Here is a 13,090-nt window from a genome sequence, read left to right as displayed (position 1 = left end):
GCCAAAGCAGCCACTCCCGCCCTGCACCACCCCCGGCACCCTCACGCCGGGGCCGGACAGGAAAGGACATCCGCCCCCATGCTTCGCCTCCACGGCCTCGCAACCCTGATCGCCGCCGCGGTGATCGCCGCCGCAACCACTGCCGCCGCCGCCTTCGAGACCCGCGCCACTTCGGCCTGGGTGGTCGATGAGACGACCGGCACGATCCTGCTGTCGAAGAACGCCGACACCGCGCTGCCCCCGGCCAGCATGTCAAAGCTGATGACGCTGAACATGCTCTTCGAGGCCCTCCGCGACGGGCGGGTGACGCTGGACACCACCTTTACTGTCAGCGAGCGCGCCAAGAACATGGGCGGCTCCTCGATGTTCCTGAACACCACTGACAGGCCCTCGGTCGAGCAACTGATCCAGGGGATCGTGGTACAATCGGGCAATGACGCCTGCGTCGTGGTGGCCGAAGGCCTGGCCGGCACCGAGGATGGGTTTGCCCGGCTGATGAACGAGCGTGCCCGCGATCTGGGCATGGAGAACTCCACCTTCGCCAACGCCAGCGGCTGGCCCAACCCGGGGCAGCGCATGTCGATGCACGACCTCGGCATTCTGGCGCTGCGGCTGATCCGCGAGTTCCCCGAATACTACGGCTACTTCGGCATGGAGAAGTTCGAGTTCGACGGGCGGGTGCCGACCAATCACAACAACCGCAACCCGCTGCTGAAGCTCGGCATCGGGGCAGACGGGCTGAAGACCGGCCACACCACCGAAGCGGGCTACGGCCTCGTCGGGTCGGCCAAGCAGGGCAACCGCCGCATCGTCTTCGTCATCACCGGCCTGCCTTCCGAGGATGCCCGCAAGCAGGAGGCGATCAACATCGTCAACTGGGCCTTCCGGCAGTTCGTGCAGAAGACCGTGGCCGATGAGGGCACCCGTATCGCCGAAGCGCCGGTATGGATGGGCGCGGAACCGCGCGTCGGCCTCGTGCTGGCCAATGATCTCGACGTGCTCATGCCCGCACTGGCGCAGGACCGGCTGGAGGCAGAGGTGAGCTACGAAGGCCCGCTGCGCGCGCCCGTGTCAGCAGGCGACGAGGTCGCCAGCCTCACCGTGACTCTGCCCGACATGGAGGCGATCACCGTGCCTCTGGTTGCCGAACGCGACATCCCCAAGGGCGGCTTCCTGCCCCGTATCAAAACGGCGGCGGGCGTGCTGATGAAGCAATTCGCCGGGCAGGCCGCGCCGCAATAGCGCGCCTTGAGGCGGCGGGTCTCGTCCCGCCTCCCGTCCCGCAGCCAACGCCTTCAAACGCGCCTGCTGCGCGGTTTGCGTCCGGGCGCTAGAGTATTTTCAGCAGGAAAATGCAGCATGCATCGCCCGGCCCATTTTCTTACTCCAAACATCTCCCGCCGAGGGCCTCAAATCTCGTCTGGCGAGCGGTTTGCGCCTGCCAGAGCCTCAGTATAACGTCCGCCCATGACGCAGCCTCACGGGTTTTTCATCACCCTCGAAGGGATTGACGGCGCCGGGAAATCCACCCAGGCGCGGGCGCTTGGCGCGTGGGCCGAGAGCGAGGGCCGTGAGGTGGTGCTCACCCGCGAACCCGGCGGCTCGGCAGGCGCCGAAGAGATCCGCCGGCTGCTGGTGGAGGGCGCGCCGGATCGCTGGTCGGGCGAGACGGAGACGCTGCTCTTCACCGCCGCGCGGCGCGACCATCTGGAGCGCGTCATCACCCCCGCCCTCGCGGCGGGCAAGGTGGTGATCTCCGACCGTTTCGCCGATTCAACTCGCGTCTACCAAGGCGCCGCACGAGGCGAGCTGCGGGGGTTCGTCGACGCGCTCCATAGCCTCGCCATCGGGCGCGAGCCGGACCTCACGCTTATTCTCGACATGGACCCGGAGGTGGCGCTGGCCCGTGGCCTCGCCCGCGCCTCCGGCGAAGATCGCTTCGAGGAGGAGGGCCTCGCCTTTCAGCAGAAGCTCCGTGCCGGGTTCCTCGCGCTGGCCGAGGCCAACCCCGCCCGCTGCCGTCTGATCGACGCGGGCCGCCCCGCTGAGGCGATCACCGCCGATGTCATCACCGCCGTTCGGGAGCATATGCGATGAGCGCCGCGCCCCTTGGCGTGGCCGAAGAGCTGCCCGAGGCCGACCGCCTCGGCGACTACCCGCACCCGCGCCACACCGAAACCCTCTACGGACAGGAAGAGGCCGAGGCCCGCTTTCTCGCCGCTTTCAACTCTGGCCGCCTGCCCCACGCCTGGCTCATCACCGGGCCGCGCGGCATCGGCAAGGCTACTCTCGCTTGGCGCATCGCTCGCTTCCTGATCTCGCAGCCTCTCGATGACGGTGGCGGTCTCTTCGGGGAGCCGGACAAACCAGAGACCCTCGCGGTCGACCCAAACCACCCGGTCGCCCGCCGGATCACCGCAGGCTCCGAGGGCAACCTCATGCTGCTCCGTCGGAAATGGGTAGAAAAGCCCGCCCCTGCCCGGTTCAAGACCGTAATCGACGTGGAGAGCACCCGCGAGTTGAAACGTTTCTTCGCCTATTCCGCCGCCGAGAAGGCCCGGCGCGTGGTGCTCATCGACTCCGTCGACGAGATGAACGCTTCCGCCGCCAACGCGGTGCTGAAGGTGCTGGAGGAGCCGCCCGAGAACACCGTTCTCCTGCTCATCTCCCACGCGCCCGCCTCGCTGCTGCCCACCATCCGCTCGCGTTGCCAGATCCTGCCCTGTGCACCGCTCTCCGAGGCCTCACTCACCGCCGCCCTGCGTGGCGCCGGAGCCGAGCCGCCGGAAGACCCGGTGCAACGCGCCGCGCTCTCTGCGCTCTCCGAGGGTTCGGTGGCCACCGCCCTGCAACTGATCGACGATGAGGGCCTCACGCTCTACGCCGCGCTGGTCGCGCTCTTCCGCGACCTGCCCCGGCTCGACCGCCCCGCCACCCTCGCGCTGGCGGGTAAATGCGGCGGGCGCGATGCCGCCGACCGCTTCCGCCTCACCGTGCGCCTGATCGACACCCTGCTCGCCCGCACCGCCCGCACCGGCGCGCTCGGCCCTCCGTCTCCAGAGGCCGCGCCCGGCGAGGCCGCCCTGCTCGCCCGCCTCGCCCCCGATACCACCCGCGCCCGCGCATGGGCCGAACTGGCCGCCACGCTCGGCGCCCGCGCCCGCGCTGGCGCGGCGGTGAACCTTGACGCCCCGGCCCTCATCACGGATATCTGCCTCAAGATCTCGGATGCCGCCGCCGCCATGCGGCTCTGAGCCAAACCACCCAAGCCCGAGCCCCATGCCCCCAATCATCACCGACAGCCATTGCCACCTCGATTTTCCCGACTTCGAGGGCGAATTGCCCGAGGTCATCGAACGAGCCAAGGCCGCCGGGGTGGGCCGGATGGTGACGATCTGCACCAAGCGCGCCGGACTGGCCAATGTGCAGGCGATATCCGAGTCTTACGATCAGGTCTTCCACGCCTTCGGCATCCACCCGATGAGCGTGGCAGGCGAGCCGCTGATCACCAAGGCTGAGCTGAAGGCCGCCGCCGCCCACCCCAAATGCGTGGGCATCGGCGAAACCGGCCTAGATTATCACTACACCGCCGAGAGCGCCGAGGTGCAGCAGACCTCGCTGCGCCTCCACATTGAGGCCGCCCGCGAAACCGGCCTGCCGCTGATCATCCACGCCCGCGCCGCCGATGACGACATGGCGGCCATCCTGCGTGAGGGCTACGAGGATGGCTCCTATAGCTGCGTCATGCATTGCTTCAGCTCCTCTGCAGAGCTGGCAAAGGCCGCGCTCGACCTCGGCTTCTATCTCTCCATGTCCGGCATCGCCGCCTTCCCCAAGAGTAAGGAGTTGCGCGATATCTTCGCCGCCGCCCCGCTCGACCGTGTGCTGGTGGAAACCGATAGCCCCTACCTCGCCCCCCCGCCCCACCGCGGCAAACGCAACGAACCGGCCTATACCGCCCACACCGCGAAGGTCGGCGCAGAGGTCTTCGGCCTCAGCTATGAGGATTTCGCCGCCGCCACCGAGGCCAACTTCGAGCGCCTCTTCAGCAAGGTCGCCGCGTGAGCTACCGCTTCACCATCCTCGGCTGCGGCTCATCGGGCGGCGTTCCGCGCCTGCCCGACAACTGGGGCGATTGCGACCCGAACGAGCCGCGCAACCGCCGCAGCCGCTGCTCCCTGCTGGTGGAGCGTGACGGCCCCGAGGGCACCACGCGGGTGCTGATCGACACCTCGCCCGACCTGCGCGCGCAACTGCTCGATGCCAAGGTCGGCGCGCTCGACGGCGTCGCCTTCACCCATGCCCATGCCGACCATACCCACGGCCTCGATGACCTGCGCCAGATCGTCTACAACATGCGCAACCGGGTGAAGGTCTGGGCCGATGGCGCCACCACCGATGATCTGATCGCCCGCTTCGGCTATGCCTTCGTGCAGCCGCCCGGCTCCGATTATCCGCCCATCCTCGACCTGCGCGCCATCGACGGCGCCTTCACCGTGGAGGGCGCAGGCGGGCCGATCACCCTCGCGCCCTTCGAGGTAGAGCATGGCCGGATCGACGCGCTCGGCTTCCGCATCGGCGGGCTGGCCTACCTGCCGGATGTGTCCGACATCCCCGATGCCGCATGGCTCGCCTTGCAAGACCTAGATATCTGGGTGCTCGATGCGCTTCGCCGCACGCCCCACCCCTCCCATGTGCACCTCGCCCGAGCGCTGGAATGGATCGAACGCGCCGCGCCCCGGCAGGCCGTGCTCACCAATATGCACATCGACATGGATTACGCCGCCGTCGAGGCCGAAACCCCGGCCCATGTGACCCCCGCCTATGACGGCATGGTCCTGAGCCTGCCGGCATGAGCGCGCTCACCTCGGTCATCCTCCCGGTCTTCCTCGTCATCGGCTTCGGCTACCTCGCGGTCTGGAAGCTGAACTTCAAGCCCGAGGCGACCGATCTGCTGATGGGCTTTGCGCAGAATTTTTCGATCCCGCTCCTGCTCTTCGCCGCCATGACCCGGCTCGATCTGGCGGCGAGCTTCCAACCGGCGCTGCTGCTGTCGTTCTACGCCGGCGCCTTCGTCAGCTTCGCTGCAGGTATCGCGGGGGCGCGGTTTATCTTCAAACGCGAGTGGGAGGATTCGGTCGTGATCGGCTTCGCCTGCCTCTTCTCCAACTCGCTGCTACTCGGCCTGCCGATCACCGAGCGCGCCTATGGTGAGGAAGCGCTGACCGGTAACTACGCCATCATCGCCCTGCACGCCCCCGTTCTGCTGACCGCCGGCATTGTGGTGATGGAGTTCGCCCGCGCCCGTGAGGCGCCCCTCTCCGCCCTGCCGGGCCGCGTGGCACGCAACGTGTTTCGCAACGGTTTCATCATCGGCATCCTCGCCGGTCTCGCCGTCAACGTGACCGGCCTGCCGGTGCCGACCGTTATCATGGATGCGGCCGATCTCATCGCCCGCGCGGGCCTGCCCGCAGCCCTCTTCGCCCTCGGCGGGGTGCTCTGCCGCTACCGCCCCGAGGGCGATATCCGCGTGGCGCTGATGGTCTGCCTGCTGGCCCTCGGGTTGCACCCGGCCATCACATGGAGCCTCGCCCATCTCACCGGGGTCGACACCCCCGGCCTGCGTTCGGCCACCATCACCGCAGCCATGGCACCGGGCGTGAACGCCTATATCTTCGCCAACATGTATGATCGCGCCAAACGCGTGGCCGCTACCGCGGTGCTCTTCGCCACCGGCCTGACGATGCTCACCGCCTGGGGCTGGCTCACCCTGCTGCCATAAGATTCCTTCGGGTGCTTTCAGCAAGAAAGTGGGCAATTCGATTCAAATTGTCCCCAAGCGTCGTGCATTTTCTTGCCGGAAATATCTCCACGGGGGTCTGGGGGTGTGAAACCCCCAGTCCGACAGTTCAGCCGGGTGACATGCCCCTGAGGCGCTCGCTCCGCCGCCGCAGCATCTCGACACTTGCCAGCAGAGCGATGGAGATCACCACCAGCAGCGTGGCAACGGCAAGGATGGTCGGAGAGATCTGCTCCCGCAGCCCGATGAACATCTGCCACGGCAGCGTCTTCTGCCCTGCGGAGCCCACGAAGAGCACCACCACCACCTCGTCGAAACTGGTGATGAAAGCAAAGAGCGCGCCAGAGATAACGCCGGGCAGGATCAGCGGCATCTGCACCTTGAAGAAGGTACGCACCGGGTCCGCGCCCATCGAGGCCGCTGCCCGCGTCAGCGAGCGGTCAAAGCCCACCAGCGTGGCGGTCACGGTGATGATGACGAAAGGGATGCCAAGTGCCGCATGGGCCAGCACGACGCCGACATAGGTGCCTTGCAGCCCGACGCGGGAGTAGAAGAAGTACATCCCCGCCGCCGAGATGATCAGCGGCACGATCATCGGCGAAATCAGGATCGCCATGATCGCCCGGCGGAAAGGCACGTGCTCGGACGAAAGGCCAATGGCCGCCAGCGTCCCGAAGCCCACTGAGAGCAGCGTCGCCACCGGCGCGATGCTCACCGAGTTCCGCAGGGCCTGCTGCCAGTCGGAGTTGGTGAAGAAGTCGCGGTAGTGCTTCAGCGAGTATCCCTCGGGATCGAAGCTCAGCATCTCCGGCGTGAAGGTGAAGAAGTCCTCCGCGTTGAAACTCAGCGGAATGATCACGAGGATCGGGGCGATCAGGAAGAAGAAGATCAACCCGCAGATCACCCGGAACCCGTAGTACCAGATCCGCTGGCCCGTCGTTGCATATGTTGGAACTGCCATCTGCCCTACCCCAGCTTCACGTTGTCGATGCCCACGATCTTGTCATAGGCCCAGTAGAGCAGCAGCACCGCTGCCAGAAGGATCGTGCCCAGCGCGGCCGCGAGGCCCCAGTTGAGCGAGGTCGAGATGTGGTAGGCGATCCGGTTCGAGATAAAGACCCCCTTGGTCCCGCCCACCAGTTCGGGCGTGATGTAGTAGCCGATGGCGAGGATGAACACGAGGATCGACCCCGCCCCGATGCCCGGCACCGATTGCGGAAAGTAGACCCGCCAGAAGGCCACCCAGTTGGTCGCGCCCAACGATTTGGCGGCGCGCAGATAGCTCGGCGGAATGGTCTGCATCACCGAGTACATCGGAAGGATCATGAAGGGCAGCAGGATATGCGTCATCGCGATGATCGTGCCGGTGACGTTGTTGATCATCACCAGACGGTTGGCATCGGAAATCAGCCCGATCCAGACGAGGATATCGTTGATCACGCCTTGCTGTTGCAGCAGCACCTTCCACGCGCTGGTTCGCACCAGAAGCGAGGTCCAGAACGGCAGGAGCACGAGGATCATCAGCACATTGCTCACCCGCATCGGCAGGTTGGCGAGCAGCCACGCCACCGGGTAGCCCAGCAGGATGCAACTGAAGGTGATGGCGAGCGACATGACGATCGTGCGCCAGAACAGCTTGAGATAGATGCGCTGGTTCTCGTCCTGCTTCTCGATGCCCTCCGGCGTCAGTTGCAGATCGACCGAGTTGAGGAAGTAGCCCGAGGTGAACTCGCCCGAGTATGCCTTGATCGTGCCCCAGACCTCGACATCCTCCCAGTCGTTGTCGATGTCGGCAAAACCCGCGCGCCACGTCTGGCTCTCGAAGCCGGGTGCCGCCTCGGCGGCGGCTTCCAGCAGGGCAGCGTCGGGGCCTTGGTAGGCATCCATCTGCACCGGGCCGGTCAGATCGAGCCAAAGCATGGCGTAGACATAGGCCCAGGGGTCTTCCTCGGCCGGGTCGTCGCCATCTTCGTTTTGCGTGAACTCCGCGAACTGTTCATAGGCGCGGGCGGTGTTGGGCAGCGCCCCGGCGATCCCGTCACGCAGCTCCAGCGGCGTGCCTGCGCGGTCTTCGGCGGCGAGCCACTCTTGAGAGGCCATCAGCCGGGCCCATGTTTCAGGCTCTTTCCACGCCGCGTCGAGATCCTCGAACTGGTCCTGATAGAGCTCGCCCATGTCTTCCACGCCCCGGCCGGTCTTGCGGAAGAGCGAGGAGATGCCCGAGGTTTCGTAGTTCAGGCGGGAGCCGAGGCGGGTGTGAGTCTTGTATTCGGTCGCGACCGAAAGGTCGCGGTAGAGCGCGAGGTAGGCCGCGTCATCGGGCAGCTCGCCGCTTGAATAATCCCATTCGCCCAGCGTCTCCACCGTCTCCGGCAGGGTGCGGCTGACGATGTCGTTCTCGACCGAGCGGAACAGCATGTCGGCGATGGGCGCGATGAAGGTGAGCAGGATGAACAGCAGCAGCGGCGCGATCAGCAGCAGCGCGCGCAGCTTCTGGCGGCGCAGAGCGCGCGCGAGGCTGCGCTTCAGCGGGGTGCCGTCAGCGGCGACAAGCCGGCCTGCGGCGTCGGTCTCGTCCTGCGGCGTTGCGGCGGGCACATCAGACATCCGTGTGCCCTTCAACGAGGATGATCGTGCTCTCGGCGGTGGCCTTCCGGATCAGCGAGATCTCCTGATAGGCCGGGTCTTCATAGGCGGCCTTGGCGGCCTCGAATGAGTCGAACTCGAAGACCACATGGCGCTGGCCCTCGGGCACATCGCCCTCGGGCGCCTCGGACTTGCCGCCACGGACAAGGAAGCGCGCGCCATGAGCCTTGAGGATGGGCGTGTCGCCGGTGACGTAGGCCTTGTAGCCCTCCGGATCGTTCACGACGATATGGCCGATGATGTAGCCCTTGGGCATGGTCGTCCCCCTGGTGTTCTTGGTGGGGCGGCCCCGCTGAGGGACCGCCCGATGCTGTAGGGTGGGCTAGACCCACCCGGTGCAGGTGTTACTGCGCGAGCCAGGCCTGGAACTTGGCGTCCAGATCGTCGCGGTAGTCAGCCCACCAGCTGTAGTTGTTCACGAAGGTGTTCTCCGCGTTGTTCGGATCGGTCGGCATGTGGGGGGCCATCTCGATGCCGAGCTCGGCGTGCTGACCCACCAGCGGGGCAGAAGACGCGCGGGCCGGGCCGTAGGAGATGTACTTGGCCTGATCCGCCAGACGCTGGGTGTCGGTGGCGTAGAACAGGAAGTCCTTCACACGGGCCAGACGATCCTCGGGCAGACCGGCGGGCACGACCCAGCCGTCGATGTCGAACATCTGCCAATCCCAGGCCATGCCGATCGGCTGGTCCTGCTCAACGATGGCCGAGAACAGGCGACCGTTGTAGGCGGAGCCCATGAAGACCTCGCCATCAGCCAGCATCTGGATCGGTTCGGCGGAAGCCGACCACCAGATGGTCTCGTCCTTGATGGTGTCGAGCTTGGCAAAGGCCTGTGCCTGGCCTTCGTCGGTCTCGAGCACGTCGTACACGTCGTCATAGGCCACGCCGTCGCAGAGCAGCGCCCACTCCATGTTGGCGATCGGCTGCTTGTTCAGCGCGCGCTTGCCCGGGTACTTCTCGAGGTCGAACACGTCGCAGGCGCCGGTCGGCGGCTCAACGCCCTCGGGCACCATGTCGGTGCGGTAGCCGAAGGTGGTCGAGAACACGATCTGCGGGATGAAGCAGTCGCTCACCAGCATATCGCCGAAGTCATCCTCGGCAGAGGTGCCATCGGGAGAGGCTGCCAGCTCCTCGGGGTCGTACTCCATCGCGAGGCCTTCGTCGCACAGGCGGATGGCGTCGGCGGCTTCCACGTCGACGAGGTCCCATGTGATGTTGCCGGCCTCGTTCATTGCGCGCAGCTTGGCCACGGCCTCGGGGGAGCTTTCATCCCAAGTGACGGAAACGCCGTCATTCGCGGCCAGATAGGGCTCGGTGTAGGCCTTCTGCTGCGAGGCCTGATAGGCGCCGCCCCAGGAGACGACAGTCATGCTGTCGGCCATGTCTTGCGCGGCCACGCCGCCTGCCACGAGGGTCAGGGCGGTCGTCGCCAGAATGGTTTTCTTCATGGTCATGCGTATGCACTCCTTGTTGTCATGCCCGTGTTTTATCGTCCGCGCCCCACCCCGGGCAGGCAGGGCCACGAGCCGCGTCGCTCAGGCGTCGAGCGCGCGGCAATCCTCGGGGAGCCAGCCGATCTGAACCGTCTGGCCCGGTGTCATCCGCGCCACATCGGGCGCGTTGCGGGTTTTCACCACGAAATTCTCGTTACCCGCCACCTTCAGGCGGGTGCGGTAGATGTCGCCCATGTAGATGAACTCCAGCACCTCGGCCTGAAGCGTGTGGGCGTTGTCCTGCAAGCGGTCGGGGTTTGTCTCCACCCGCTCGGGGCGGATCGACACGCGAGTGCGGTCGCCAACCTTGTCGACGTTCACCGCCTTGGCCTCGATCACCGCGTCAGAGCCATCGAGCTTGACCATGGCGATATCGCCCTTCAGCTCCTTCACCACGCCTTCCAGCGTGTTGTTCTCGCCGATGAACTGGGCCACGAAGCTGTTCTGCGGCGCCTCATAGAGCTCGTCCGGCGGCGCAAGCTGCTGGATGCGCCCGTCGTCGAACACCGCAACCCGGTCCGACATGGTGAGCGCCTCGGTCTGGTCATGGGTCACGTAAACCGTGGTGATCCCCAGCTCATGCGCCAGCCGCGTGATCTCGAACTGCATGTGCTCGCGCAACTGCTTGTCGAGCGCGCCCAGCGGCTCGTCCATCAGCACCAACTCCGGCTCAAACACCAGCGCGCGGGCCAAGGCCACACGCTGCTGCTGCCCGCCTGAAAGCTGCGCCGGACGGCGGCCGCCAAAGGCCCCCATCTGCACCATGTCGAGCGCGCGCTTGATCTTGCCCTCGCGCTCGCTGGCGCTCATGCCCCGCACTTCGAGCGGGAACGAGAGGTTCTCGGCCACCGTCATATGCGGAAACAGCGCGTAGTTCTGAAACACCATGCCGATGCCGCGCTTGTGCGGCGGGATGTTGTTGATCGGCTTTCCCGCGAGGCGAATGTCGCCGTGGGTCGCCGTCTCGAAGCCTGCCAGCATCATCAGGCAGGTGGTCTTGCCCGAGCCTGACGGGCCGAGCATCGTCAGAAACTCGCCCCTGGGCATCGAAAGGTTGAGATCCTTCACGACAAGCGTTTCGCCGTCGTAACTCTTCTGGACGCGTTCGAACTCTACGAAGGCGCCGTCGGCGGACTGATCTAGCAAGGCCGCTCCTTTGTCTGGTTTTTCCGGTCGCCTCCCCAGGCAACCGCTCCCTGTGACCCCAGACTAAAACAAGCGCCGGGCGGCATTACAATGGGCATTTGCGAGAATTTTGGGCAATTTTGCGTGCTTTCGGCACAGGTGTTCCCCACGCACAAATGCGGCGCAGCGCCGCCGCCCTTTGCATGAAAGTTGCGCGCGCTGTGAACCCGCAGCCTGCTGACATGCCCTGTCAGGAGGCAGGGTGCGCTTGGCGCCGCCGTATCCAAATGCTTGGGTAACGCAACGAAAGGATGCCTCATGCCCGCCCCGATCACCCGCCTGAACCCCGCCGCCATGCCCGACAGCACCGCTTTGGGCTATTCTCAAATCTCGGTGGTGGAGCCGGGCCGCATGGCCTTCGTCTCTGGCCAGGTCGCCGCCCTGCCCGGCGGCGCGCCGGTGCCGGACGGCCTCGCGGCCCAGACCGAGGCGGCCCTCGCCAACTGCGCCGCTGCGTTGGCCGACCTTGGTGCAAGCCCCGCCGATATCGCCATGCTGCGGCTCTACGTGGTGGGCCTCGATGAGGCGGCGATGGGCGAGAGCTTTCCGCTCGTGCTGGCATGGCTGCAGGGCGCAGCGCCCTCGATCACCGGTATCGGCGTTGCTGCGCTGGCCGGGCCGGACTTGAAAATTGAGATCGAGATGGTGGTGCGTCTGCCAAACTGAGGCTTGGCTGATCTGCCGCTGATGCGTTGACATTGGCGCAGGCCGGGTCCACCCCTCCCGCACCCCCGGAAGGACACGCAGACCATGGACCTGACCGCCGATCTCATCCGCCAGACCCACACCGCCATTGCGCCCGACACGGTGCGCACCCCGCTGGTGCGCGCCGCACGGCTCTCGATGATGCTGGGTCTGGAGCTCTACCTGAAGCTGGAAAACCTCCAGCACACCAACGCCTTCAAGGCCCGCGGCGCGCTCGCCAAGCTGCTGACGCTGACCGAGGCCGAGCGCGCGGCGGGCGTCATCGCCTGCTCGGCGGGCAACCATGCGCAGGGCGTGGCCTATCACGCCACCCGGCTCGGCATCCCCTCCGTCATCGTCATGCCCGAGGGCACCCCCTTCAATAAGGTCAAGCGCACCGGCGACTTCGGCGCAGAGGTCGTGCTGCACGGCACCGGGTTTGACGAAAGCGTGGCCTTCACCCTCGATCTGGCCGCCAAGCGCGGGCTGACCTTCATCCACCCGTTCGATGACCCCGTGGTCGCCGCGGGCCAGGGCACCGTGGCGCTGGAAATGCTGGAGCAGAACCCGCAGCTCGATACCATCGTCGTGCCCGTGGGCGGCGGCGGGCTGATCGCGGGCATGGCCACGGCGGCAAAGGCGCTCAAGCCCGAGGTCCATGTGGTCGGCGCGCAGGCCGAGGCCTTCGACGCGGTCAAGGCGGCGGTCGAGGGCCACCCGGGCCAGACCCTGGGCGCAACCCTCGCCGAGGGAATCGCCGTCCGCGCCCCCTCCCCGGCAAACATCGAGATCATCCGCCGCACCATCGACCGGATCGACCTCGCCAGCGAGGCCGAGATAGAGGATGCCGTCTTCGATCTGCTCTCGCACGAAAAGCTGGTGGCCGAGGGCGCGGCAGGCGCTGGCCTTGCGGTCATCAAGAAGAACGCCGAGCGCTTCAAGGGCCAGCAAGTCGGCCTCGTCGTCTGCGGTGGCAACATCGACAGCCGCATGCTCTCCACCCTCATCCTGCGTGGCCTCGTGCGCGATGGGCGCATCACCCGGCTGATCTTCAAGCTCGATGACCGCCCCGGCCAGCTCGCCCAGATCGCCGCCATCATCGGCGAGGCGGGCGCCAATGTGGTCGAGGTGATCCACCAGCGGATGATGCAATCGGTGGCGCTCAAGCAGGCCGAACTCGAGGTGGTGATCGAGGCGCGCGACGCAGGCCATGTGGAAGAGATCACCGCCGCGCTGAAGGCGGCAGGCTTCGCGCTCCGGATCGGGTCAGAGGCCGTTTAGC

12 protein-coding genes and 1 pseudogene are annotated in these 13,090 nt (G+C 66.3%); 8 read left to right on the top strand and 5 right to left on the bottom strand.

The features are described from left to right. Positions 1-78: 78 nt before the first annotated feature. The 6 genes from ACUXVX_RS09410 (at position 79) to ACUXVX_RS09385 (ending at position 5,782) form a co-directional block, all read left to right on the top strand. Positions 79-1,242 (top strand): D-alanyl-D-alanine carboxypeptidase family protein, encoded by a 1,164-nt coding sequence (locus ACUXVX_RS09410; RefSeq protein ID WP_446311319.1) that lies wholly within the window; start codon positions 79-81, stop codon positions 1,240-1,242. Positions 1,243-1,467: 225 nt separating this feature from the next. Then, positions 1,468-2,097, top strand: coding sequence for a dTMP kinase (tmk, locus tag ACUXVX_RS09405; protein ID WP_446311318.1), 630 nt, complete (start codon positions 1,468-1,470; stop codon positions 2,095-2,097). Next, positions 2,094-3,254: a DNA polymerase III subunit delta' gene (locus ACUXVX_RS09400; RefSeq protein WP_446311317.1), complete on the top strand. Its 1,161-nt coding sequence runs from the start codon at positions 2,094-2,096 to the stop codon at positions 3,252-3,254. Before tmk ends, ACUXVX_RS09400 begins: the two co-directional genes overlap by 4 nt. A gap of 25 nt (positions 3,255-3,279) precedes the next feature. Then, positions 3,280-4,065 (top strand): TatD family hydrolase, encoded by a 786-nt coding sequence (locus ACUXVX_RS09395; RefSeq protein WP_446311316.1) that lies wholly within the window; start codon positions 3,280-3,282, stop codon positions 4,063-4,065. Further along, positions 4,062-4,856, top strand: a complete 795-nt coding sequence (locus ACUXVX_RS09390) for an MBL fold metallo-hydrolase (RefSeq protein ID WP_446311315.1) — start codon at positions 4,062-4,064, stop codon at positions 4,854-4,856. The genes ACUXVX_RS09395 and ACUXVX_RS09390 overlap by 4 nt, the downstream gene beginning before the upstream one ends. Continuing rightward, a complete protein-coding gene (locus ACUXVX_RS09385; RefSeq protein ID WP_446311314.1) occupies positions 4,853-5,782 on the top strand; it encodes an AEC family transporter in 930 nt (309 codons plus the stop codon). The genes ACUXVX_RS09390 and ACUXVX_RS09385 overlap by 4 nt, the downstream gene beginning before the upstream one ends. Positions 5,783-5,909: 127 nt before the next feature. Here the strand turns inward: ACUXVX_RS09385 and ACUXVX_RS09380 are convergent. The 5 genes and pseudogenes from ACUXVX_RS09380 to ACUXVX_RS09360 all read right to left on the bottom strand — a co-directional run. After that, positions 5,910-6,746: pseudogene (locus ACUXVX_RS09380) on the bottom strand (ABC transporter permease); the annotation flags it as partial. Positions 6,747-6,766: 20 nt separating this feature from the next. Then, the gene (locus ACUXVX_RS09375; RefSeq protein WP_446311313.1) at positions 6,767-8,407 is read right to left on the bottom strand and encodes an ABC transporter permease; all 1,641 of its coding nucleotides are present in this window, start codon (positions 8,405-8,407) and stop codon (positions 6,767-6,769) included. Further along, on the bottom strand, positions 8,400-8,702 hold the full coding sequence (locus tag ACUXVX_RS09370; protein ID WP_074256164.1) for a DUF1330 domain-containing protein: 303 nt from the start codon (positions 8,700-8,702) through the stop codon (positions 8,400-8,402). Before ACUXVX_RS09370 ends, ACUXVX_RS09375 begins: the two co-directional genes overlap by 8 nt. 88 nt (positions 8,703-8,790) lie before the next feature. After that, on the bottom strand, positions 8,791-9,900 hold the full coding sequence (locus ACUXVX_RS09365; RefSeq protein ID WP_222469833.1) for an extracellular solute-binding protein: 1,110 nt from the start codon (positions 9,898-9,900) through the stop codon (positions 8,791-8,793). Between the two features lie 81 nt (positions 9,901-9,981). Beyond that, positions 9,982-11,085, bottom strand: a complete 1,104-nt coding sequence (locus tag ACUXVX_RS09360) for an ABC transporter ATP-binding protein (RefSeq protein WP_446311312.1) — start codon at positions 11,083-11,085, stop codon at positions 9,982-9,984. Between the two features lie 297 nt (positions 11,086-11,382). On the opposite strand from ACUXVX_RS09360, the gene ACUXVX_RS09355 reads away from it, so the two are divergent. Next, positions 11,383-11,790, top strand: a complete 408-nt coding sequence (locus tag ACUXVX_RS09355; RefSeq protein WP_446311311.1) for a RidA family protein — start codon at positions 11,383-11,385, stop codon at positions 11,788-11,790. Positions 11,791-11,874: 84 nt separating this feature from the next. Next, positions 11,875-13,089 carry a threonine ammonia-lyase gene (locus ACUXVX_RS09350; protein ID WP_446311310.1) on the top strand — a complete coding sequence of 405 codons (1,215 nt, stop codon included), beginning with the start codon at positions 11,875-11,877 and terminating at the stop codon, positions 13,087-13,089. The last annotated feature ends 1 nt before the right edge of the window (position 13,090 follow it).

Source organism: Vannielia sp. SX4 (genome assembly GCF_052828525.1).
The sequence above is the reverse complement of the archived record's forward strand: the minus strand, read 5'-3'. Positions and strand labels throughout refer to the sequence as shown.

Bases quoted from the DNA above. Each gene is read 5' to 3' on its own strand.
- ACUXVX_RS09370 (WP_074256164.1), bottom strand. From the start codon at position 8,702: ATGCCCAAGGGCTACATCATCGGCCATATCGTCGTGAACGATCCGGAG.
- ACUXVX_RS09400 (WP_446311317.1), top strand. From the start codon at position 2,094: ATGAGCGCCGCGCCCCTTGGCGTGGCCGAAGAGCTGCCCGAGGCCGAC.
- ACUXVX_RS09365 (WP_222469833.1), bottom strand. From the start codon at position 9,900: ATGACCATGAAGAAAACCATTCTGGCGACGACCGCCCTGACCCTCGTG.
- ACUXVX_RS09355 (WP_446311311.1), top strand. From the start codon at position 11,383: ATGCCCGCCCCGATCACCCGCCTGAACCCCGCCGCCATGCCCGACAGC.
- ACUXVX_RS09385 (WP_446311314.1), top strand. From the start codon at position 4,853: ATGAGCGCGCTCACCTCGGTCATCCTCCCGGTCTTCCTCGTCATCGGC.
- ACUXVX_RS09410 (WP_446311319.1), top strand. From the start codon at position 79: ATGCTTCGCCTCCACGGCCTCGCAACCCTGATCGCCGCCGCGGTGATC.
- ACUXVX_RS09375 (WP_446311313.1), bottom strand. From the start codon at position 8,407: ATGTCTGATGTGCCCGCCGCAACGCCGCAGGACGAGACCGACGCCGCA.
- ACUXVX_RS09350 (WP_446311310.1), top strand. From the start codon at position 11,875: ATGGACCTGACCGCCGATCTCATCCGCCAGACCCACACCGCCATTGCG.
- ACUXVX_RS09395 (WP_446311316.1), top strand. From the start codon at position 3,280: ATGCCCCCAATCATCACCGACAGCCATTGCCACCTCGATTTTCCCGAC.
- tmk (WP_446311318.1), top strand. From the start codon at position 1,468: ATGACGCAGCCTCACGGGTTTTTCATCACCCTCGAAGGGATTGACGGC.